Here is a 24,958-nt window from a genome sequence, read left to right as displayed (position 1 = left end):
ATGAATAAAAAAAATAAAAAATTACCAATAGCTATCTTTTTAATGGGCACTACAGCTTCTAAAAAAACTTATTTAGCTAGTAGATTAGCTAAAATTTTACCCGTTGAATTAATTAGCGTAGATTCTTCTTTAATTTATAAAAGATTAAATATAGGAACAGATAAACCAAAAAAAAATGATACTTTTTATACAAAACATTGGTTAATTGATATTAAAGAACCTTATCAAACATATTCTGTAATAGAATTTTATAATGATGTTTTAAATATTATGGATAAAATTACTAAAAAAGGGAAAATTCCTTTATTAGTTGGAGGAAGCATGTTTTATTATAATATATTAATTAATACTATGTCTCCTTTATTACCTGCATCTAATTTTAAAATACGTAATATAATTACTAATAAAATAAAAAACAAATTATATAAATCATATCATGATATGTTAAAAAAAATTGATATTGTATCTGCAAATAAAATCCATTGTAATGATATACAACGAAATTTAAGAGCTTTGGAAATATTTTTTTTAACAGGAAAAACTTTAAGTGAAATAAAAAAAATTCCAGGTAATAAAATTCCCTATGATATATATCAATTTGGATTAACTTATTTTGATCGTAAAATTTTATATAAAAATATAGAAGATAGAATTTTAAAAATGTTAGAATTAGGTTTTGAAGAAGAAGTAAAAAATCTTATTAAAAATAAATATTTAAAAATTAGTTTTCCGGCAATACGTTGTATTGGATATAAACAAATGTTTTTATATATTTTAAATAAAATTAATTATAATGAAATGATACAACAAACTACTATTGCAACACGTCATTTAGCAAAAAAACAATTAACTTGGTTACGTTATTGGAAAAATATATATTGGTTTGATAGTAAATATATTTATAAGGCTTATGATTATATTACAAAATTTATTAAAAAAAAATAATTTATTTTAAATAAAAAATTTAAAATTAGATTTTTATATTATAATATATTTAATTTATAAAAATAATGATTAATAATATGAAAGATATTATTTTTGGTATACATTCTGTTATTAGTATTTTAAAAAAAAATCCTTTTTGTTTAAAAAAAATATTTATTTTAAATAGTAAAAAAAAATCTAATAGAATTAAAGAATTATTTTTATATATAAATAAATATAATATTAACATAGATAAAGTTAGTAAAAAATGGTTAGATCAAAAAACTAATAATAGTATCCATCAAGGAATTATGGGGATAATAAATATATCAAAATCTTTTAAAGAAAAAGATATTTATAAAATTATAAATAAATCAAAAAAGATATTTATTCTTATTTTAGACCGTCTTACAGATACTCATAATTTAGGTGCATGTATTAGAAGTGCTGTTGCTTTTGGTGTTAATATGATTATTTTACCTAAAAAATATTCTGTTAAAATTAATGCTATTGTAAAAAAAATATCTTGTGGGACATCAGAATATATACCTATAATTTTTGTAAAAAATTTAATCAATATTATTAATTTTTTTAAATCTAATAAAATTTATATTATTGGAGCTGATAATAATAAAAAAAGTAATATTATTTATGATAATAAATTAAAATATCCAATATGTTTAATTATTGGATCTGAAGATAAAGGAATAAGACCTATTATTAAAAAAAATTGTAATTTATTATTTTCTATACCTATGTTTAATAATTTAAATTCTTTAAATGTTTCTGTAGCTACTGGAATTTGTTTATTTGAAATAACTAGACAAAATAATATTTTTTAATTTTATTACTAATTTATATAAAATATAATTTATTAAATAAACTTATTATTTAATAAATATTTTTATTATTTAATTATATGTATACATACATTGGAAATTTATTATGAATAATCCTTTATTATCTGATTTCCTTTTACCTCCTTTTGATAAAATAACTCATGATTGCATGTTATCTGCAATAAAAATTACAATTAATAATTCTAAAAAAGAAATAAATAGAATTTTAAACAAACATAAAAATAATTATAATTGGAATAATTTCTGTCAAAAAATCTTAGAATTAGATGAAAATTTATATCGTATTTTTTCACCAATAAATCATTTAAATTATGTTTGTAATAATAGTGAAATAAGAAAAATTTATGAAATTATTATTAAAATAATAACTAATTATAATTTATGGTTTAAGCAAAATAAATGTATATATAATGCTTATATACAAGTACAAAATAATCAAGAAAATTTAAATTTTGATAAATTAAAAATTAGATCTCTTAGTAATATAATACGTGATTTTAAACTTTCAGGAATTTTATTATCTAAAGAAAAAAAAAATATATATGTCCAAATTATTAATCGTTTATTAAAATTACAAAATACTTTTAATAATAATATTTTTGATAGTACTCAAAAATTGGAAAAAAATATTCTTAATAAAAAAGAATTAGATGGAATACCAGATCATATAATGAGTATTATGCATAAAAATGCTTTATTTAAAAATAAAAAAGGATATTTAATTACTTTAGATATTCCTATTTATTTATCAATTATAACATTTTGTAAAAATAATATTTTAAGAAAAAAAATATATTATATGTATAATACAAGAGCATCTTCTTTAGATCTTAATTCATCTAAATTTAATAATGAACCTATTATAATAAAAGAATTATCATTACGTTTAAAATTATCAAATTTATTAGGATATAATTCTTATTCTGAACAATCTTTAGCAGTTAAATCTGCTGAAAAAGTTTACAAAGTTTTAGATTTTTTATATAAATTAATACAATTATCAAAAAAACAAGCTAAAAAAGAAGTTTTAAATTTAAAAAAATTTATTAAAAAAAAATATAATTTAATTAAAATAGATCCATGGGATATATCATTTTTTGCAGAAAAATATAAATTTTATTTATATGGAATAAATGATAATATTATTCGTAATTATTTTCCAATTAATATTGTAATGGAAGGAATGTTTAAAATTATTAAAAAAATATATGGTTTAAGTTTTAAAAAAAGAAAAGTATCAGTTTGGCATAATAATATTATATTTTTTGATGTGTTTAATTCTAATAATAAATTATATGGTAGTATTTATTTTGATTTATATATACGTTCAGAAAAACGTAGTGGCGCTTGGATGGATATATGTCAATCAAGAATATTAAAAGAAAATGGAATACTTCAATATCCAATAGCTTATGTTAATTGTAATTTTACTCCTTCTATTAATAATTTTTTTTTACTTAATCATAATGAAGTTTTAACTTTATTTCATGAATTTGGTCATGCTTTACATCATATTACTTCAAAAATAAATATACCTAATATATCAGGAATTAATGGAATACCCTTAGATATTGTGGAATTCCCTAGTCAATTTATGGAATATTGGTGTTGGGAACATGAATCTTTAAAATTAATTTCACAACATTATAAAAATAAAAATAATTTTCCAGTAGATATGATGGATAAATTAATTAAATCTAAAAAATATAATTCTGCTTTATCTCTTATGCGTCAAATAGAATTAAGTTTATTTGATATAAGGATACATAAAGAATTTAATTTAAAAAAAAATAATCAAATATCAGATTTAATTGAAGAAATAAGAAAAAATTTAATTACAATATCTCCTATTCCTATTTGGAATAAATATACTAATGTATTTAATCATATATTTGGAGGAGAATATGCTGCTGGATATTATAGTTATTTATGGTCAGAACAATTAGCTGCAGATGCTTTTTTATATTTTAAAAAAAATGGATTATTTAATTTAAAAATAGGAAAAAAATTTTTAAATAATCTTTTATCTTTAGGTAGTTCTGAAGATCCTATTATTTTATTTAAAAAATTTCGAGGTAATAAATTAAATATTAATTCTTTACTTATACAAAGAGGAATTAAAACATAATTAATATATTAATATTATAAAAATTAATTTTCTATATTTATAGGTTTTTAAAAAATTATTTTATGAAAAATATAAGAAATTTTTCAATTATTGCTCATATTGATCATGGTAAATCAACATTTGCAGATAGACTAATTGAAATTTGTGGTGGTTTATCTAAAAGAGAAATGATCTCACAAGTATTAGATAGTATGTCATTAGAAAGAGAAAGAGGTATTACAATAAAAGCACAAAGTGTATCTTTAAATTATAAAGCAAAAAATAATAATTTTTATAAATTAAATTTTATTGATACTCCTGGACATGTAGATTTTTCTTATGAAGTTTCCAGATCTTTAGCTGCATGTGAAGGAGCTTTATTATTAATAGATGCTTCACAAGGAATAGAAGCTCAAACTTTATCTAATTATAATACAGCTATTACAATGGGATTAAAGGTATTACCAGTTATTAATAAAATTGATTTATTAACTATAAATATTGAAAAAATAAAAAAAGATATATCTAATATTATAGGTATTAAGTCTAAAAAAATTCTTAAATGTTCAGCTAAAAATGGATTAGGAATAACCGAAATAATAGAAGATTTAATTAAAAATATTCCTTCACCTAAAGGTAATATTCATATTTCTTTACAAGCTCTTATTATAGATTCATGGTTTGATAAATATTTAGGAGTTATAGTTTTAATTTGTATTAAAAATGGTAAAATTTATAAAGGAATGAAAATAATTATTTTAAATACTAAAAAAAAATATTTTGTAGAAAAAATAGGTATTTTTACACCGAAAAAAATAGATTTAAATATATTAAAATGTGGAGATGTTGGTTGGATAGTATTAGGTATAAAAAATATAAATGAAGCTCCAGTTGGAGCTACTATTACATCATATACAGAACCATCTAATATATTATTACCAGGATTTAAAAAAAGTATTCCTAAAGTTTTTGCTGGTTTATTTCCTATAATATCAGATGAATATAAAATTTTTAGTAATGCATTAAAAAAATTAAGTTTAAATGATTCTTCTTTATTTTTTGAACCAGAAAATTCAGAAATACTAGGACATGGATATAGATGTGGTTTTTTAGGTTTATTACATATGGAAATTGTACAACAACGTTTATTAAAAGAATATAATATAAATATTATTACAACTATGCCTTCTGTAAAATATGAAATAGAAACAATAGATAAAGATCTTTTATATATAGATAATTTATCTAAATTTCCTCCATCTCATTTTATAAAAGAAATTAGAGAACCAATTTTAGAATGTAAAATACTTGCTCCAATAAAATATATCGGGAAAATTATTCAATTATGTATTACTAAAAATGGTATACAAAAAAATATAATGTATCATGGAAATCAAGTTATACTAATTTTCGAGATACCTATGATTAAAGTAATTATAAATTTTTTTGATCAATTAAAATCTATTACAAAAGGTTATGGATCATTAGATTATAATTTTTTAAAATTTAAAAAATCTAATTTAACTTGTATTCATATTTTAATTAATAAAAAACGTGTTGATGCATTAACAACAATAACTTATAAAAATAACATTTATTCTTATAGTAAAATATTAGTAGAAAAAATTCAAAAATTAATTCCCAGACAACAGTTTAATATTATAATTCAAGCTGCAATTGGAAAAAAAATTATTTCTAGTGCAAATATAAAACAATTACGTAAAAATGTAATTGCTAAATGTTATGGAGGAGATATTAGTAGAAAAAAAAAATTAATTCAGAAACAAAAAGAAGGTAAAAAAAGAATGAAAAATATTGGTAATGTAAAATTACCATCTTCAGTTTTTCTTTCTGTACTAAAAACTACTAAATAATTTACTTTATTCTAAAATAAAAATTTTAAATTATTTTATTTTTATAAAAAATATATTTAACCTTAATTATGTAAAATATATGTTAAAAAAAGAATATTTCATAAAACAAATAAGTTCCCTATTACCTATAATAATATTAATTTTTATAGTTCGTTTTTTTATATATGAACCTTTTTATATACCATCAGGATCTATGATCCCTACCTTTCTAGAAGGTGATTTTATTTTAGTAAATAAATTTATTTATGGAATTAAAAATCCTTTAAATAATAAAATTATTGTTAAAAATAAATTACCTAAAAGGGGAGATGTAGTAGTTTTTAAATATCCTAAAAATACTAAAATAAATTATATTAAAAGAATTATTGGATTACCAGGAGATATCATTGTTTATAATTATAAAAATAAACAAATTACATTGTATAATAGAAAATATATAAAACAAAATGTTTTTATATATAAAAAACTTAAAAAAAGTAAATTTATTCAAGTTTTTGAAAATAAAAACAAAACATCATTTATTAATACTTCTGAAAATTCAACAGAATATTCTATTTTTAGAAAATTAAGATTTTTTCAATATACAGAATATATAAATAAATTATCACATATAATATTTTTCATTCCTGAATTAGAAAGTGAAACATCAAATATATATAAACAGAAGAATATTCCATTATATACATGGATTGTTCCAAATAAATGTTATTTTGTTATGGGTGATAATCGTGATTATAGTTTGGATAGCAGATATTGGGGTTTTGTTCATGAAAAATATTTATTAGGAAAAGCTATATTAATTTGGTTAAATATTCAAAAAAAATCAAATTCATGGTTGTTAAAAATTAGATTTAATCGAATACATAAAGTTAATTAATTTATTAAAAATACTACTTATTTTATATAATAGATTAAAATACAATTATGTGAATTTTATTATGATTAATCAATTGCAAAAAAGATTAGGTTATATGTTTAATCATCAAGATTTATTATATCAAGCTTTAACACATAGAAGTGCAAGTAGTAAACATAATGAAAGATTAGAATTTTTAGGAGATTCTATATTAAGTTATATCATAGCTAAAGCATTATATAATAAATTTCCTGATGTAAATGAAGGAAATATGAGTCGTATGCGTGCTACCTTAGTTAGAGGAAATACATTAGCAAGTATTGCAAGAGAATTTAAATTAGGAGAATATTTATTTTTAGGTCCTGGAGAATTTAAAAATGGAGGATATAATAGAGAATCTATACTTGCTGATACAATGGAAGCTTTAATTGGTAGTATCTGTCTAGATAGTAATATAAAAGTTGTAGAAAAAATTATTTTATTGTGGTATCAGATTAGATTAAAAAAAATATTACCAGGTAATAATCAGAAAGATCCTAAAACAAGATTACAAGAATATTTACAAAGGTCACATCTTCCTTTACCTTATTATTTTATTATACAAATAAATGGTGAAGTACATAATCAAAAATTTACTATACAATGTAAAATTAGTGGTATATCAACTATAATTATAGGAATAGGATCTAGTCGTAGAAAAGCGGAACAATCAGCAGCAGAAAAAGCTTTAAAAAAACTTGGTTTAGAATAATTATTTTATAACAAAGGTTATTTTTGTGAAAACAATATCTTCATACTATGGTAGTATTTTAATTATAGGGCGATCTAATGTAGGAAAATCTACTTTATTAAATACCTTAATAGGAAAAAAAATATCTATAATTTCTCATAAAATAAATACTACTAATAATAATATTATAGGTATATATAATAAAAAATCTTATCAAATAGAATATATTGATACTCCAGGAAATATATTTTATAATAATAAAATTTTAGATTTATTAAAAAATAATAAATATAATTATATTTTTTTTATTTTAGATCGTAATAAATGGAATTATATAGAAGAAAAATTTACGAAAATTTTAAATAAAATTACTATACCAATAATTTTAATTATTAATAAAGTTGATAAATTAAATAATAAAAATATTTTATTACCTTATATTAGTTTTCTTAAACAAAAAATTAAATTTGTTTATTTATTTATTATTTCTGCTAAATATAAATTATATACTAATAATATTAATAATATAATTTGTAAAAAATTACCTAAAAAAAAACATTATTACCCTAATAATTATATTACTAATCAAACAAAAAAATTTATTTTGAAAGAAATTATAAGAGAAAGTATTATAAAATATATTCATCAAGAATTACCTTATTCTATAATAATTAAAATAAATTATCCAAAAAAATTAAAAAATTTACCAGATAAAATAAATATTTTTTTATTTATAAATAACATAAGACAAAAAAAAATAATAATAGGTAAAAATTCTATAATACTAAAATTAATTAAATATAGATCTGAAAAAAATATAAAAAATTTTTTTAAAAAAAAAATAAATATAAATTTATGGATAAAAGTAAAATAATATTTTTTATAATAAATATATTAAAATTAAAGTTAAAATTATAAATATGAAAATTATTGGTATTGGTATTGATATTATCGAAATAAATAGAATTAAAAAAAATTTTATACGTTTTGGTGACCGTTTTGCATATAAAATATTAACTAAATATGAATTATCTATATATAAAAAAAGTAATAATAAAATAAAGATTTTAGCAAAATATTTTTCAGTTAAAGAAGCAGCAATAAAAGCTTTAAGTACTAGTATTTCTAGTAAGATTTTTTTTAGTCAAATAGAATTATCTAATTTTACTATGGGTAAACCAAAATTAAAATTTTTAGAAAATATAATTTATAAATATAATATTCATGTTTCATTTTCAGATGAAAAAAAATATGCTTGTGCAATAGTTATAATTGAAAAAAATAATATTTAGTTTATGTTATATGTTTTTTAATAATACTATATGCTTTATGTATATTTTGTGTTTTAATTTTTGCTATTTCTAATTGTTTAGATGAATATCCTTTTGATATTAATTTGTCTGGATGATATTTACTAATTAGTTTATGATATGCTCTTTTTATAGTTAATAAATTATCATTATAATTAATTCCTAATAATTTATATGCTTTATCTAATTCTAACTTATAATCATTTTTATTTTGAAATTTATTTTTTTCTTCATAAAAATTATAAGTATTATTAGAATATTTTTTTCTTTTTTCTTGAAAAAAATTATAAAAAAATAAATCTTTTTCATTAATAAAATTATTTTTAAATTTTAATTTTTTTATTATAAATAAAATCTTATTGGATGAAATATTAAGTTCTTGAAAAATAATATTTAAGATTTTTTTAGTATTATAATGTAAAAAATTATTTATAAAAGATAATTCAATTTGTATTTCTAAAAATTTATTTATTAAATTTTTGTTTTTATAAATTAAATAATTTAAATTATTTAATTTATAAATTAAAGGATAATTTATTTTTTTCCCATTTTTAAATGCTTTTTTTACAAAAATTATTTCTTCATTATTTAAATTCATTTTTTTAATTAATTTAACAGCAAAATTTATATCATTATTACTAATAAAACCTTTAGATTTACTGATATAACCCATAACTTCAAAATTTATTTGAAGAAATAATTTTCTTGTATTACTAATACAGTTAAAATTATATTTTTTATTATAAAATTTTATTATTTTATTAATTATAAAACTAATTAATATAATTATTATTATATTTAATAAATTAAAACTTATATAATAGTTAATAACTAAATTTATTAAAAAGAATAATAATTCTAAATAAGAAAACATATATTCCTCAATAAATATATTTAAACTATAATTTAATTATCTATAATAGTTAATTATTATATGAATTTGCAATCATTAAATAATATTTTTAATATTTATTATTTAATAATTTAATTAGTGGTAGGATGAAAAATGATAACTAAAAAAGTAATTTATATTTTAATATTATCTTTTTATTTATGTAATATTTCTAAATGTATGTCTATGCAAAATACTAATAATATTAAAATAATTATAAATAATGATATAATTTTACAAAAACATGTAAATGAAATTTTATCTATTACACAAAAAATTTATAATAATAAATATTTACAATTATATTATTTTTTAAATATTAAAAATATAAAAGATGTAATAAAATATTTTATTTTTTTACAAATAATAAAAGATCATGGTTTTTTTTTATCAGAAGAAGATTTAAATAACCTTATTTTAGAAATATATAAAACAAATAATGTTTCTGAAGATATGTTAAAAAAACAATTTTTTGATTATAATATTAATTATAAAAAATTTTATAAAATTTTTAAAAATATTATATTTATTAATGTAGTAAAAAACAAATTTTTACCAAAAAATATTAATATTTATGATGAAGAAGTTGAGTCATTAACTAATCAATTATATTTAAAATTAAAAAATCATAAAATTTATGATATTACTATATTTTCTTTTATTATTAATAATAATCCTTTAAAAGATAAATTTAATCATAAAATTTTTTTATTAAATAAATTAATATATATTTTACAAAAAAAAAAATTAAATAATAATTTTAAAAAATATAATGAAAAAACATTTATTTCTCATTTTAATATAAAAAAAAAAATTTTAAAAAATAAAAGAGAAAATCAATTATCAAAAGATATTATTAATTATTTAGATAATTCTAAAAAGAACGATATAATAGGACCAATATATTTAAATTCACAATTATTTCTTATAAAAATAAATAATCTTTTTATAGAAGATAATATAGATAATGAAAAAGTTTTATTACAATTTATTTATATAAAAAAAAATAATCTAAATAATAAAGATTTTAATAATAAAATTAGAAATATATATTTTGATCTTTTAAAAAAAAAAATTACTTTTAAAAAAGCAATTCAATTATTTTCTAATGATATATTAACAAATAAATTTGGAGATAATAAAAATTGGATGTCATTAAATAATTTCTCTCCAAAATTTCGTAAAATTATAAAAAAATTAAAAATAAACGAATTTAGTTTACCGATTCAAGAATCTGATAGTTTTTTTATAATACAATTATTAGATAAAAAAAATATTCAAAATAGTAAATTATTTTTAAAGAAAAAAGCATATGAAATTATTTTAAGAGAAAAGATAGAAAGAGAATCTGAACTTTTTATTTATGAATATGCTAAAAATATATATATAAAAAATATAAATTAATAATAAAAAATATTATTTAATTAATAGCTAATACTATAAATATATAAAATAATAAAATTTTTATAAAAAAAGATCATATATGAAAATTATTTTAAAAAAAAAATATGGACAACATATATTAACTAATAAAAAAATTATTAAAAAAATTATTTCTTTCATAAATCCAAAATATTATCAAATAATGGTTGAAATAGGACCTGGATTAGGAGCATTAACTTTTCCAATAATAAAATATAATAAAAATCTTTCTATTATTGAAATAGATAAACATTTTGTTAATATTTTAAAAAAAAATAAAATTTTAATAAACGCAAATATTAATATTATTTTAAATAATATATTAGATTTTAATTTTTTAGTCTTAGCAAAAAAATATAAAAAAAGGATACGTATATTTGGTAGTTTACCGTATAATATTTCTATTGAAGTAATTTTTTATTTATTTAGATATTTAAAAAATATTAAAGATATGCATTTTATTATGCAAAAAGAAGTAGTAAATAGATTAATTGCGTATCCAGGGAGAAAAAATTATGGTTGTTTAAGTATAATAACACAATTATTTTGTAAAATAAGATCTTTAATGGAAATTAAAGCAAGTAATTTTTTTCCTAAACCTAAAATTATGTCTAATATGGTATATATTAGACCTTATATAAATAATCCTTATAATTTAAATAATATTTTTTTTTTAAAAAAAATTGTAAAACAAGCTTTTAGTATGAGAAGAAAAATTTTACGAAATAGTTTAATAAATTTATTTTCTGAAGAAGAATTAGATTATTTAGGTATTGATTATAAAATTCGTGCTGAAAATGTTTCAATATCAGAATATTGTCAATTAGCTAATTGGTTAGAGTTAAATAACAAAAGGTTATAAATTTATGAAATCATTGTTATCTCAAGTTTATATAAAAGGAAGTAGTATTTATATAAAATCCCAATCAATACCTACAACTAATCATTATGTATTTACATATACAATAACTATTCATAATTTAGGAAAAAAAATTTTACAATTAATTAGTCGTTATTGGAGTATAACTAATGGTAACGGTAAAAAAATTCAAGTATATGATGGAGGAATAATAGGAAAAAAACCTTATGTTAAACCAGGTAATAATTTTAATCATACTAATATAATTATTTTAGAAACTCCAATTGGAATTATAGAAGGACATTATATTATAATAGATGAAAATAATAATGTTTATCATGTAGAGATTCCTATTTTTCGTTTAGCAATTAAAACACATATTCATTAATTAATATAACTAATTTATAAAAAATATGACTACTTATTTTATTGGAGATATTCATGGTTATTATAATGAACTTATTTCCTTATTAAAAAAAATTAATTTTGATTATAAAAATGATAAACTATGGATTACAGGAGATCTTATAGCAAGAGGACCAGATTCCATTAAAGTTTTATATTTTTTATATTCTATTAAAAAATCTATAAAATTAGTTTTGGGAAATCATGATTTATATCTAATTTTCTTAATTTTAAGTTCTGATAATTACAATGTTGATGATCCAAAAATTTTAAATTTATTAAAAGATAAAAAAATAATATTTATTGTAAATAATTGGTTAAAATACCAACCTTTAATACAGTATGATAAAAATAAAAAAATTTTAATGTCACATGCAGGGATTCCTCCTCAATGGGATAATATTAATATTATTTTATCTGCTTCAAATGAAGCACAAAAAATTATTTCGAGGGAAAAAAATAGTTTTTTTTTAAATTATATAGATAATGAAAAATATCAAGTAAATGATTGGAAGAAAAATACATTAATAGGTTTTCAACGTTTTAATTATACTATTAATGCATTAACTAAAATGAGATATTGTTATCTAGATGGTACTTTAGAAATGTTTACTAAAAAAGCTCCCAATGATATAAATACTAAAATATTAAAACCATGGTTTTGGATCTCAAATATTTTATATAATAAATATACAATATTTTTTGGTCATTGGTCTGATTTACAAGGAGGAGGATATACTCCAAAAAATATAATAGGTTTAGATACTGGATGTTGTTGGGGAAAAAAATTAACAGTTTATTCATGGGAAAAAAGACAATTTTATAGTATAGATTGTAAAATTTAAAATGTATACATTATTACCAATAAACAAATATTTTTTACGTTTATTTAAAAATAAATTTTTAAATAAAAAAGTTATTTTTGCTGGAGATATTAAAGATAAAATACCTATTTATTTAAATACTTTATTAAGTTTTGTAAATACTCATAATTATAATTATTATATATGGTTTAAAAAAAAAGTAAATAATAATATTTATTATGGCATAATGAGTAAAAAATATAAAAAATATAATTTTAATATTCTCATATTCTTTTGGTTAAGAAATAAGCAAGAATCTTTATTTATATTAAATAATATTTTATCTTTTTTATCTTTAAAAGTTGAAATATTTATTATCGGTTCTAATAATAGTGGTGTAAAAAAAATCGATTGTATAAAAGAATTAGAAATAATAAATTTAAAAAAAATTATTAATGCAAGAAAACATATTATTTTTCATGGAATTTTAACTAAAAATATTTATTTTAATATAAATAATTACTGGAATTATTATTATTATAATAATTATCAAATATATAATTTACCTGGAATATTTAGTGGCAATAAAATTGATAATGGGAGTAAATTATTAATTTCGACTATTATTAATAATAGTAATATTTTAATAAAAGGAAAAATATTAGATTTAGGTTGTGGATCTGGAATTATTACAGCTATTATAAATAGTAATTTAGAAAAATATAAAATAAAATATTCAATATATGCTATTGATATCGATGCAAAAGCAATTTATTCGACTAAAAAAACATTAACCAAAAATTTAATAAAAAATGTAAAAGTCTTTCCTAGTAATATTTATTCTAATATTAAAGAAAAATTTAATTTTATTATATCTAATCCCCCTATTCATGAAAATTCAAATTTTTCTTTAATATTTATTTATCAAATGATAACTAAATTTATAAAAAATGTACGTTATAAAGGAGAATTACTATTTGTAATTAATAATTTCATATCATATAAAAAAATTTTTAATAATTTTCCATTAAAAATTTCTATTTTATCTAAAAATAAAACATTTTCTGTATATAGGATAAAAAATATATAAATTTAAGATTTTATTTTTTATTAATACATATTATTAAAATTATTAATAATATAATATATATTATGAAAATTATATTTATTATTACACAAATTATTATCATAAATATAAAATTTTTTTAAGAAAATTATTCTAAAAGAAATATAAATTTAATAATATTATTAATAATATAAATAAAATAATGATATTTTTTCTAGTTGTTTATTTAAAAAATAATTAATTATTAATATAATAAAAAAAATAATATTATATTAAATAATCAATACTATTAAAATCCAAATTTTAATTAAATTTATTAAAATAATAAAAATATAATTATTATATCTTATAATATTATAATATTTTTATTTTTATTTTCTTATTTTTATTATTAAAATTATCTTTATAAGTTAAATAAAATTTTAGTGTAAATATTTACCTAATATATCTTTTACTTTTTTTATATTTTATATTACTAGTAATTATACAATTATGTTATTTAAATTTCTTTTTTCTATAATATCAGTAATATTACCTATTAAAGTATTCTATTTTAGAATATATTAATATTTTTTTCCATAATCAATTTCTTTATTTTTTTTATATATTATTATTTAAATATATGATAATTTTATTATTATTAATAATTTTATATATATTTAATTAATTTTAAATGTTATTAAATTATAATTTTATCCTTTTTTATATAAATATACTTTAATATAAATTAAATTATTTTTTTAAATTTAATTAATATTAAAATTTTTAAAAAGTATATTTTAATAATTGAAATATTATTATTATAAATATTTAATAAAAAATTATTTTAAATACAAATAATAAAATATTTTTAAAATAAAATTTTAAATTAATAATATTTTCATATTTTATAAAAATTCTATATATAATATATTATTATTTTATAATAAGTAAATTTAAAGAGAAAAATATGATTTTAGTAACTAAAAAAGCTCCTGATTTTAATGCTTCTGCTGTTTTAGCAAATGGTTCAATTATTGATAATTTTAATTTATATAAATATTCAAAAAATAAGATAACTGTATTATTTTTTTGGCCTTTAGATTTTACATTTGTTTGTCCTACAGAAATTATATCTTTAAATCAACATTTTAATAGTTTTCAAAAAAGAAATATTAATTTATTAGGTATATCATGTGATTCACAATTTGTTCACCAAGCATGGAGAAATACTCCAATAAGTAAAGGAGGAATAGGACATGTAAAGTTTATAATGATATCTGATATTACAAAAAATATACAAAGATCTTATGGTATTGAACATCCTCAGTTAGGTGTAGCTTTAAGAGCTTTATTTTTAATAGATAAAAAAAGAATAATAAGACATCAGTTAATAAATGATCTTCAATTTGGAAGAAATATAAATGAAATAATTCGTACAATTGATGCTTTAAAACATTATGAAAAATATGGCGATGTATGTCCTGCACAATGGGAAAAAGGTAAAAAAAGTATAGCACCTACTTCTCAAGGAATTGTTAATTATTTATCCAATAATATAAATGAATTATATTAATTTTATCAATTTATAATATCAATACATTGCGCGCGATAACGTAATAAATGATCCATTAAAATTATAGCAACCATTGCTTCTCCTATTGGAACCGCTCTAATACCTACACAAGGATCATGACGTCCTTGTGTAATACAGTATGTTTCTTTTCCTAATAAATTAATTGTTTTTCCTGGAATGGAAATACTAGAAGTTGGTTTTACTACAAAATGTATAATTATATTTTGTCCTGTACTAATACCTCCTAATATTCCTCCAGAATTATTACTTTGAAATCCATTTTCTCTTATTTCATCTCTATAATTACTTCCTAATTTATTTACAGAATTAAAACCATCCCCTATTTCAATTCCTTTAACAGCATTAATACTCATTATTGCATGAGCTAATTCAGCATCTAATTTATCAAATACAGGTTCTCCTAATCCTACTGGCACATTTTCTATAATAATAGTAATTTTAGCACCTATAGAATTACCAGATTTTTTTAAATTATTTATCATGTTTTGTAAATATTTTATTTGATGTTTATTTGGACAAAAAAAAGGATTTTTATTTACTTCTTCCCAATTATCAAAATCACAAATTATATCACCTATTTGAGATAAATATCCTCTAATTTTTAAATTATATTTTATTAATAAATATTTTTTAGCAATTGCTCCTGCTGCTACACGCATAGTTGTTTCTCTAGCTGATGAACGTCCACCACCTCTATAATCTCTTATTCCATATTTTTTTTCATAAGTATAATCAGCATGACCAGGACGAAAAATATTTTTAATATTATTATAATCTTGAGATCGTATATCTATATTATTTATTAATAATCCGATACTTGTTCCTGTTGTTAAATGATTAAATACACCTGATAAAATTTGTATTTGATCTAATTCTTTACGAGGAGAAGTATATTTTGATAATCCTGGTTTACGTCTATCTAAATCTTTTTGTATATCTTTTATTTTTAAAGGAATTTTAGGAGGAACTCCATCTATTATACATCCTAATGACTTTCCATGTGATTCCCCAAAAGTTGTAACTTTAAATAATTTTCCAATACTATTACCAGACATGAATATTTACTCCTATATTTATAAATATTATTTTTATAAAATAATTTAATATATTAAATATTTTCTAGTTTAAATATTCCTATACCTCCATTTTTTATATCAATCCATTGAAAACTAATTTTAGGATATTTTTCTATAATATTTAACATTTTATTTCCTACTTCGCAAATTAAAATACCATTCTTTTTCAGATAAAGAGGTGATTTAGATATTATTTCTTCAATAATTGCTATACCATTATTTTTACAAAATAATCCTATTTTAGGTTCATATAAATATTCTTTTGGTAAAAATTTTATATCTTTTTTATCTACATATGGAGGATTAGTTATTATTAAATCATAAGTTGATTTTTTTAATTTATCAAATAAATTACTATATATAGGAGTAATACGATCTTCTAATCCATGTAATTGGATATTATATTCTGCTACATTAATCGCATCTAAAGAAATATCTACTGCATCTATATGTGCATTAGGGAAAAGATATGAACAAGCAATAGCTATGCAGCCACTACCAGTACATAAATCTAATATATACTTAGGTTTTTTATATGGGAAAATAATAGATTTAAATTTATTATTAATTAATTCAGCAATTGGAGATCTAGGTATTAATACTCTATTATCAATATATAATTCATGTCCACAAAACCAAGTTTTTTTTGTTAAATATACTACTGGAATTCTTTTTTTTATACGTTTCAATACTAATTGATAAATTAATTTTCGTTCTTTAAAAGATAATTTAGATTCACGAACATTATTCCATAAATAAGGAGGTAATCCTAATAAGGGTAAAACTAAATTTAAAGCTTCATCCCATGGATTATTACTTCCATGTCCATACCATAAATTTGAAACACTAAAACAACTTGTTATCCAACGTACTATATCTTGAATAGATAACAATTCGTTTATAATTTCTTCATTAAATAAATATTTAAATTTTATTACCATATAATATATATATATCCTATAGTATAATATTTGTTAATAATATAAAAAACATAAAAATATATTTTATGATATAAAAATTTTAATAATTTTAACTCCCCTGACTGGATTCGAACCAGTGACATACGGATTAACAGTCCGCCGTTCTACCAACTGAACTACAGAGGATCTTTATAAACTATTAATTAATAATATTAATATACATATTATGTATATGTCAAGAAAATTATATTTTATAAAATATATAATGAATGAATAATAACTTCAAAAATAATATTTTTAAAATAAAAGATATATTTAATATTATAAATTTTTTAATTCTTGAAAAAAAAATTCATATTTTTTACTTATACTCATAGCAACATCATTTTGCCAAATACCTTTATTAATTATTTGATTATTAGGATATAAAATATTATTATTAATCATATCTAATGGTAATAATTTTTGTGCTTGTAAATTTGGAGTAGAAAAACCTGTTTTTTTAGCTATTTTTGAAGCAATATCAGGTCTTAGTAAAAAATTAATTAATTTAAGAGCACCTTTAATATTTTTAGCATTACTAGGTATAACAAAACTATCCATCCAAAAAATACCTCCTTCTTTTGGCCAAATAAATTTTAAAGGAATACCTAATTTTTGAACAGAATAAGCAGAACCGTTCCAAATCATTCCTATATTTACAGAACCTTCAATAAAAGGATATCCAGGATTATCAGAATTAAATGAAATAATATTAGGCATTAATTTTTTTAAATCTATAAAAGCTTTTTTTATATATTTAATATCAGTTGTATTTCCAGGATAACCTAATTTTATTAGTGACATTTGAAATACTTCCTTAGCGTCATCTATTAAAGAAATAGATTTATAATATTTTGGATTCCATAAATCACTCCAGCTATTTATAGAATCTGGTTTTATTATATTAGTATTAATTCCTATAGCTGTTGCACCCCACATATATGGAATAGAATATTCATTATTTAAATCAAAAGATTTATTTAAAAATTTAGAATCTAAATTAGAAAAATTAGGTATTTTTTTTTTATCTATTTTTTGTATCATACCTTCATTTTTCATTTTTGCTACAAAATATGTAGAAGGAACAACTAAATCATAAGGTTGTTTTTTATAGGTTTTTAATTTAGCATACATACTTTCATTAGATTCGTATGTAGAATAAATAATTTTAATACCAGTTTCTTTAGTAAATTGAGCTAGAATTTCTTGAGGAACATATTCTGTCCAATTATAAAAAAAAATAGTATTTTGAATAGACTTTGTAAAATTTAAATATTTTTTTGTTATTGGTAATAATAATATTATAAAAACAATACATATTAATCTAAAAAATAAAAACATTTTATTAAACCTTATTATTAATATATTATCTATATTTTATTAAAAAACTTTAATTTAAATTTTTATATTTTTATAAAGTTATATATTTTATATATATTTAATTTAATAAACTTATTATATTTTAAAAATATTTTTTTATAAATAGAAGTTATTATTTATAAGTTATTTATATTTTAAAAAAAATTAATATTTTATTTATATAGTTTTATAGAAATAAATATATTTTTCATAAAATTTTTTTTTATTAATAAATAACTTATTATTATTTTTCATAAAAATTTTTAAATTTATTTATAAATATAATATTATTAATATTTTAATATTGTTCTTTTAGTAAAGAAGCAATCATTATAGCTTTAATAGTATGAATTTTATTTTCTGCTTGTTGAAATATAATACTATTTTTGGATTCAAAAATTTCATCCGTTATCTCTAATCCATTATATAAATTATATTTTGAAATAATTTCTTTAGTAAATAAATTTTTATAATGTTTATATAAATGTAATGAAGGTAAACAATGCATAATTTTAACATTATTATTTTGACTTTTTTCAAGTAATAATCTATTAACTTGATAATTATGTAGTTTTTTAATTTTTTTTTCCCATAATTTTAAAGATTTTTTTTCTCCCATAGATAACCAAATATCTGTGTAAATAAAATCTGAATTTTTAATACCTAAATCAATATTATCGGTAATATTAATATTACTATGAGTAATAACTTTTTTTATTATATTATTAATATATATATTATTACCTAATTTAATTTTTTGTGGTGAAATTAAAAATAATTTAAAACCAATTATACTTGATGCTTCTATTAAACTATATGCAATATTATTATTAATATCTCCTATATAAGATAATTTAATTTGATCAATTTTTTTATTTTTAATATTTTCTTTAATAGTTAATAAATCTGCTAATATTTGAGTAGGATGAAATTCATTTGTTAATCCATTCCATACAGGAATAGTTGAATAATTAGCAATAATTTCTAATTTTTTTTGATATTTTCCTCTATATTCTAATCCATGATACATATTACTTAAAATTCTAGCTGAATCTTTTAAAGACTCTTTATGATCAATATGACTATCTTTAATATTTAAATAGGTAACATTAGCTCCTTGATCAAAACATGCTATTTCAAAAGAACATCTAGTTCTTGTAGAATTTTTTTCAAAAATAAGAATAATATTTTTATTAACTAATTTTTTTTTTTCCTTAAAATTTTTTTTATCATATTTTAATTTTTCTGATATTTTAATTAATTCATAAATATTTTGTTTTGAAAAATCTGATAATTTTAAAAAATGTTTATTATAAAATTCATTCATACAACATATCCTTATTTTAAAATAATTTAAATATAAAAAAAAATATTATAAATTTTCAATTAAAGAAATTTTTTGTAATAATTCTTTTTTTAAAATTTCACAATTTTTTAACCTTTCTAAATTTTTTATTATAATATGTTTAGGAGCTTTAGATAAAAAATTTTTATTTATTATATTTTTATTTAATAAATTTATTATTTTTTGGTTATTATTTAACTTATTATTAATTTTTTTTAATAAATTTTTCTGATCAATAATTGAATTATTTAATGGAATAGCAAATTCAATATTATTTATTTTATTTATTAGTGTTTTTTCTGGAAAATTAATATTATTTTTAATAAAAATTATCTTTTTAAGATTTACAAATTTTTTTAAAATTTTTTTATTATTTTTTAAAAAAATATCAAATTCATTATTTATATTTTTTATATATAAATTAATTTTTTTATTATTTTTTATATTCATTTCTATTTTATTATTACGAATAGTTGTAATAATTTTAATAAAAATATTAAAAATATGTATAATTTTTTTATTTATTTGTATTTTATTTACTTTAGGAAAAGATTGTATCATAATACTACTATTAGAAAATTTTTTATCATTTTTAATTAGTTTTTGCCATATAACTTCAGTAATAAAAGGAATTATTGGATGAGATAATCTTAATATTGATTCAAAAAGATGATATAATGTGTAATGTGTTCCAGTATTTTTGTTTTGATCTTTTTCTTGAAAAATTATTTTAGAATATTCTAAATACCAATCGCAAAATTTATTCCATATAAAATTATATAAAATATTCGTAGCAGAATCAAAACGATATTCGTTTAATGCTTTTATATAATATTTTACAACTAAATAATATTCAGACCAAATCCATTTATCTATTACAGACAAGTTTTTTTTTTCATTAATAAATTTATAATTAATATTTTTTAAAATAAAAATACTAGCATTCCAAATTTTATTACAAAAGTTACGATATCCTTCTAATCTAGTTATATCCCAATATATATCACGACCTGTTGATGATAATGCTGCTAATGTAAATCTTAATGCATCTGCTCCATAAATTTTACTATTTCGTATATTTTTTATAGAATTAACACCTTCAATAAAATCTATTGGATTAATTACATTTCCTTTTGATTTAGACATTTTATTTCCTTTATTATCTCTTAATAATCCTGTCATTAAAATATTTTTAAAAGGTATTTGGGGAATATTATTTTTATTTTTAACAATATGCATTGTCATCATTATCATTCTAGATATCCAAAAAAAAATAATATCAAAACCACTTATAATAATATTAGTGGGATGAAAAAAAGAAAATTTTTTATTATTAGGCCAATCTAAAGTAATAAAAGTCCATAAACTAGAAGAAAACCATGTATCTAAAACATCAGAATCTTGTTTTAAATAAAAATTTTTATCTAGATTATATTTTTTTTTTATTTCTTTCTCATTTTTTCCTACATAAATATTATTTTTATTATCATACCAAACAGGTATTTTATGACCCCACCATAATTGACGTGATATACACCAATCTTGAATATTATTCATCCAAGAATAGAACATATTTTCATATTTTTTAGGAAAAAATATAATTTTTTTTTCTTTTACAGCATTTATTGCCTTTTGAGATAAAATTTTAGTATTTAAATACCATTGATTTGTTAACATAGGGATAATAATAGTATTACTACGCATACTAAATGGTATTAGTCTAGTTCTTATTTCATATTTAACTAGTAATCCTTGTTGTTTTATTTTTTTTAGAATAATATTTCTTGCATTTAAAAAATGTATTTTTTGTAAAATTTTTGGAATACTATCATTTAATTTTATAAATTTTTGTTTTTTATTAAAAATTTGACATTTTTCTAAAATATTACCTTTTAAATCAAAAATATTAATTATAGGTAAATTATGTTTAATAGCAACTTTATAATCATTAAAATCATGTGCAGGACTAATCTTAACACATCCAGTACCCTTTGTTATTTTAGCATAATTATCTGCTATAATAGGAATTTTACGATTAATAATAGGTACAATTACATATTTACCAATTAAATAATTATATCTTTGATCTAAAGGATTTATAGCAATTGCACTATCTGCTAATAATGTTTCTGGTCTAGTTGTAGCAACAATTAAATAATTTTTGTTATTAAGAGTTTTAATTTGATTTGAAAGAAAATATTTTATATACCACAAATTTGTTTTATTTTTTTTATACTCAACTTCTAAATCAGAAATTACAGTTTTAAGTTTTAAATCCCAATGTATTAATCTTTTTTTTTTATAAATTAATCCCTGATTATAAAGAATAATAAAAATATCTCTTACAGATTTAATAAATTTATCATCCATTGTAAATCTTGCTTTTTCCCATTCTGTAGATAAACCTAAACTTTTCATTTGATTATAAATAATATTACAATATTTGTCTTTCCATTTCCAAATATTATCTAAAAAAAATTTTTGACTATAATTATTTTTAGTTTTTCCTGTTTCATTAAAAATTTTTTGTTCTATTAAATTTTGAGTAGCAATACCTGCATGATCTATTCCTACTTGACATAATATATTTTTACCTAACATTCGATGATAACGTACTAAAATATCAATTAAAGTATATTGTAACGCATGGCCTATATGTAAAGATCCTGTAATATTAGGTGGTGGTACCATAATAGAAAAACATTTTTTTGAATAATTAAATTTATTTTTTAAAAAATTATTTTTTTCCCAATAACTATAAATTTTTTTTTCAAAAGTTTTTGGATTATATGTTTTATCCATAATAAAAAATATCTCTTATATAATAAAATTTGTATTAAATTTATAAAAAATTATTAATGATTGTATATTTCATTAATTAAAAATTGACATAACATATTAATAGGTCTTCCAGAAGCCATTGCTTTTTGATTAATATAATCCCAAGCTGTTCCAGCTATATCTATATGAGCCCATTTATATTTTTTAGTAAATTTAGATAAAAAACATGCAGCAGTTATTGCTCCAGCAATACCATCACTACTATTTACTAAATCAGCAATATTAGATTTTAATTTGTCAAAATATTTTTTATCATTAATAGGTAATTTCCAAACACGATCATCTGATTCTAATGAAGCTGTTATAATTTTTTTAGATAAAATATTATTATTTGACATTAAACCACTAATATTATTACCTAATGCAATAACACATGCTCCTGTTAAAGTTGCAATATCAATTACATATTTAGGTGTATATTTTTCAATATATGTTAATATATCACATAAAATTAAACGTCCTTCAGCATCAGTATTTATAATTTCTACAGTAAAACCAGACATTGTTTTAATAATATCACTAGGTCTATATGCATTAGAACTAGGCATATTTTCAGCGCTAGCTAAAATACCAATAACATTTATAGGTAATTTTAATTCTGCTATTGCATATATAGTTCCATACACAGATGCAGCTCCACACATATCATATTTCATTTCTTCCATATTTTTACTAGGTTTTAAAGATATACCTCCTGAATCAAAAGTTATACCTTTTCCTAATAAAACTATAGGTTGTGATTTTTTATCATTAAAATATTTTATTATAGAGATAAAAGGTTTATTTTTAGATCCTTTACTGACGGCTAAATAAGCATTCATACCTATTTTTTGCATACATTTTTCATCAAGAATTTTTATAGAAATATTTTTATATTTTTTTTTTAATTTTTCTGCTTTAATAGATAAGTATTTAGGAGTACATATATTAGGCGGTAAATTAGCTATATTTTTAGCTTTTTTTATACCTAAATTAATAGCTTTACCATGTTTAATTGCAGAAAAATAAATATCTTTGTTGTTATCATGAATAATAAATTTTATTTTTGATGAAAAAACTGATTTATTCTTTTTAAATTTATTAAATAAATAAATATTTTTTTCAAAAATATCAATTGTATCTCTTATATTCCAATATAATTCATAATTATTTATTTTTAAATCTGTAAGACACCATATAATTTCTTTAATAGAATATTGTTTTAAAAGATTAATAATATTATTTAAAATTAATTTATTTTTTTCTCTGTTTAATTTATCTTTAATACCACAACCAATAACAATAATTTTATTACATAAAAAATTAGGAATTTTATATAAAATTATATTTTGATTAATTTTCCCTTGTATATTATTTTTTTTTAAAATATTTAATATATAATTTTTAGATATATCATTTATTTTTTTTGAAATTTTAGAAAATTTATATTGTTCAAATATAGGTATTACTATACAATCAAATGAACTTTTGTTAGAAATAGTTATTTTTTCTGCTGTATATTGCATGTTATAATTTCCATAGTTATAAGTAAAATTAATTTATATAAAAAATAATTATTTTTATTAATTTTTAAAAAAAATATATAATTTAATATATAACATTATTTTTAAGAAAAAATTTTTATTTTAAATAAGTAAAATTTAATATTAAAAAAAAAATTTAGATGACCCCCTTGATGCATTAATATGTGA

The 24,958-nt window shown here is 17.8% G+C and carries 21 protein-coding genes and 1 tRNA gene; 14 read left to right on the top strand and 8 right to left on the bottom strand.

Going from position 1 to position 24,958, the window contains the following annotated elements; all coding sequences use genetic code 11:
- The 8 genes from miaA to acpS all read left to right on the top strand — a co-directional run bounded on the left by miaA (position 1) and on the right by acpS (position 8,643).
- A complete protein-coding gene (gene miaA / locus GJU00_RS00835) occupies positions 1 to 945 on the top strand; it encodes a tRNA (adenosine(37)-N6)-dimethylallyltransferase MiaA (RefSeq protein WP_168893432.1) in 945 nt (314 codons plus the stop codon).
- 65 nt (positions 946 to 1,010) lie between these two features.
- Positions 1,011 to 1,766 (top strand): 23S rRNA (guanosine(2251)-2'-O)-methyltransferase RlmB, encoded by a 756-nt coding sequence (gene rlmB, locus GJU00_RS00830; RefSeq protein ID WP_168893431.1) that lies wholly within the window; start codon positions 1,011 to 1,013, stop codon positions 1,764 to 1,766.
- A 103-nt stretch (positions 1,767 to 1,869) separates the two neighbouring features.
- Complete coding sequence (locus tag GJU00_RS00825) at positions 1,870 to 3,912, top strand: M3 family metallopeptidase (RefSeq protein ID WP_168893430.1); 2,043 nt, start codon at positions 1,870 to 1,872, stop codon at positions 3,910 to 3,912.
- A 62-nt stretch (positions 3,913 to 3,974) separates the two neighbouring features.
- Positions 3,975 to 5,765 (top strand): translation elongation factor 4, encoded by a 1,791-nt coding sequence (gene lepA / locus GJU00_RS00820; protein ID WP_168893429.1) that lies wholly within the window; start codon positions 3,975 to 3,977, stop codon positions 5,763 to 5,765.
- A gap of 79 nt (positions 5,766 to 5,844) precedes the next feature.
- The gene (lepB, locus tag GJU00_RS00815; RefSeq protein ID WP_168893428.1) at positions 5,845 to 6,642 is read left to right on the top strand and encodes a signal peptidase I; all 798 of its coding nucleotides are present in this window, start codon (positions 5,845 to 5,847) and stop codon (positions 6,640 to 6,642) included.
- A 49-nt stretch (positions 6,643 to 6,691) separates the two neighbouring features.
- The gene (gene rnc / locus GJU00_RS00810; RefSeq protein WP_168893427.1) at positions 6,692 to 7,372 is read left to right on the top strand and encodes a ribonuclease III; all 681 of its coding nucleotides are present in this window, start codon (positions 6,692 to 6,694) and stop codon (positions 7,370 to 7,372) included.
- 25 nt (positions 7,373 to 7,397) lie between these two features.
- The gene (gene era, locus GJU00_RS00805) at positions 7,398 to 8,225 is read left to right on the top strand and encodes a GTPase Era (protein ID WP_168893426.1); all 828 of its coding nucleotides are present in this window, start codon (positions 7,398 to 7,400) and stop codon (positions 8,223 to 8,225) included.
- 46 nt (positions 8,226 to 8,271) lie between these two features.
- Positions 8,272 to 8,643, top strand: a complete 372-nt coding sequence (gene acpS / locus GJU00_RS00800; RefSeq protein ID WP_168893425.1) for a holo-ACP synthase — start codon at positions 8,272 to 8,274, stop codon at positions 8,641 to 8,643.
- A gap of 1 nt (position 8,644) precedes the next feature.
- On the opposite strand, the gene djlA is transcribed toward acpS, so the two are convergent.
- Positions 8,645 to 9,535 carry a co-chaperone DjlA gene (gene djlA / locus GJU00_RS00795; RefSeq protein WP_168893424.1) on the bottom strand — a complete coding sequence of 297 codons (891 nt, stop codon included), beginning with the start codon at positions 9,533 to 9,535 and terminating at the stop codon, positions 8,645 to 8,647.
- A 132-nt stretch (positions 9,536 to 9,667) separates the two neighbouring features.
- On the opposite strand from djlA, the gene GJU00_RS00790 reads away from it, so the two are divergent.
- The 6 genes from GJU00_RS00790 to GJU00_RS00765 all read left to right on the top strand — a co-directional run bounded on the left by GJU00_RS00790 (position 9,668) and on the right by GJU00_RS00765 (position 15,663).
- Positions 9,668 to 10,957: a peptidylprolyl isomerase gene (locus tag GJU00_RS00790; RefSeq protein ID WP_168893423.1), complete on the top strand. Its 1,290-nt coding sequence runs from the start codon at positions 9,668 to 9,670 to the stop codon at positions 10,955 to 10,957.
- 79 nt (positions 10,958 to 11,036) lie between these two features.
- Positions 11,037 to 11,837: a 16S rRNA (adenine(1518)-N(6)/adenine(1519)-N(6))-dimethyltransferase RsmA gene (gene rsmA, locus GJU00_RS00785; RefSeq protein WP_168893422.1), complete on the top strand. Its 801-nt coding sequence runs from the start codon at positions 11,037 to 11,039 to the stop codon at positions 11,835 to 11,837.
- 4 nt (positions 11,838 to 11,841) lie between these two features.
- The gene (gene apaG, locus GJU00_RS00780) at positions 11,842 to 12,222 is read left to right on the top strand and encodes a Co2+/Mg2+ efflux protein ApaG (protein ID WP_168893421.1); all 381 of its coding nucleotides are present in this window, start codon (positions 11,842 to 11,844) and stop codon (positions 12,220 to 12,222) included.
- Between the two features lie 25 nt (positions 12,223 to 12,247).
- Positions 12,248 to 13,084 carry a symmetrical bis(5'-nucleosyl)-tetraphosphatase gene (locus tag GJU00_RS00775; RefSeq protein WP_168893420.1) on the top strand — a complete coding sequence of 279 codons (837 nt, stop codon included), beginning with the start codon at positions 12,248 to 12,250 and terminating at the stop codon, positions 13,082 to 13,084.
- Between the two features lies 1 nt (position 13,085).
- Positions 13,086 to 14,132 (top strand): methyltransferase, encoded by a 1,047-nt coding sequence (locus GJU00_RS00770; protein WP_168893419.1) that lies wholly within the window; start codon positions 13,086 to 13,088, stop codon positions 14,130 to 14,132.
- Between the two features lie 925 nt (positions 14,133 to 15,057).
- Complete coding sequence (locus tag GJU00_RS00765; RefSeq protein ID WP_168893418.1) at positions 15,058 to 15,663, top strand: peroxiredoxin; 606 nt, start codon at positions 15,058 to 15,060, stop codon at positions 15,661 to 15,663.
- Between the two features lie 5 nt (positions 15,664 to 15,668).
- On the opposite strand, the gene aroC is transcribed toward GJU00_RS00765, so the two are convergent.
- The 7 genes from aroC to GJU00_RS00730 all read right to left on the bottom strand — a co-directional run bounded on the left by aroC (position 15,669) and on the right by GJU00_RS00730 (position 24,772).
- Positions 15,669 to 16,739 carry a chorismate synthase gene (aroC, locus tag GJU00_RS00760; protein WP_168893417.1) on the bottom strand — a complete coding sequence of 357 codons (1,071 nt, stop codon included), beginning with the start codon at positions 16,737 to 16,739 and terminating at the stop codon, positions 15,669 to 15,671.
- 53 nt (positions 16,740 to 16,792) lie between these two features.
- Positions 16,793 to 17,701 (bottom strand): 50S ribosomal protein L3 N(5)-glutamine methyltransferase, encoded by a 909-nt coding sequence (gene prmB, locus GJU00_RS00755; RefSeq protein WP_168893416.1) that lies wholly within the window; start codon positions 17,699 to 17,701, stop codon positions 16,793 to 16,795.
- Between the two features lie 92 nt (positions 17,702 to 17,793).
- A tRNA-Asn gene (locus GJU00_RS00750) sits at positions 17,794 to 17,866 on the bottom strand.
- A gap of 135 nt (positions 17,867 to 18,001) precedes the next feature.
- On the bottom strand, positions 18,002 to 19,027 hold the full coding sequence (locus GJU00_RS00745; RefSeq protein ID WP_246208890.1) for an extracellular solute-binding protein: 1,026 nt from the start codon (positions 19,025 to 19,027) through the stop codon (positions 18,002 to 18,004).
- Between the two features lie 352 nt (positions 19,028 to 19,379).
- Positions 19,380 to 20,408 carry an ornithine carbamoyltransferase gene (gene argF, locus GJU00_RS00740; protein WP_168893414.1) on the bottom strand — a complete coding sequence of 343 codons (1,029 nt, stop codon included), beginning with the start codon at positions 20,406 to 20,408 and terminating at the stop codon, positions 19,380 to 19,382.
- A 45-nt stretch (positions 20,409 to 20,453) separates the two neighbouring features.
- Complete coding sequence (locus tag GJU00_RS00735) at positions 20,454 to 23,228, bottom strand: valine--tRNA ligase (RefSeq protein WP_168893413.1); 2,775 nt, start codon at positions 23,226 to 23,228, stop codon at positions 20,454 to 20,456.
- Positions 23,229 to 23,281: 53 nt separating this feature from the next.
- Positions 23,282 to 24,772: a leucyl aminopeptidase gene (locus GJU00_RS00730; protein WP_168893412.1), complete on the bottom strand. Its 1,491-nt coding sequence runs from the start codon at positions 24,770 to 24,772 to the stop codon at positions 23,282 to 23,284.
- Between the last annotated feature and the right edge of the window lie 186 nt (positions 24,773 to 24,958).

Source organism: Enterobacteriaceae endosymbiont of Donacia simplex (assembly GCF_012568645.1).
Lineage (GTDB): Bacteria > Pseudomonadota > Gammaproteobacteria > Enterobacterales > Enterobacteriaceae.
This window is presented reverse-complemented; position numbering and strand designations above follow the sequence as displayed.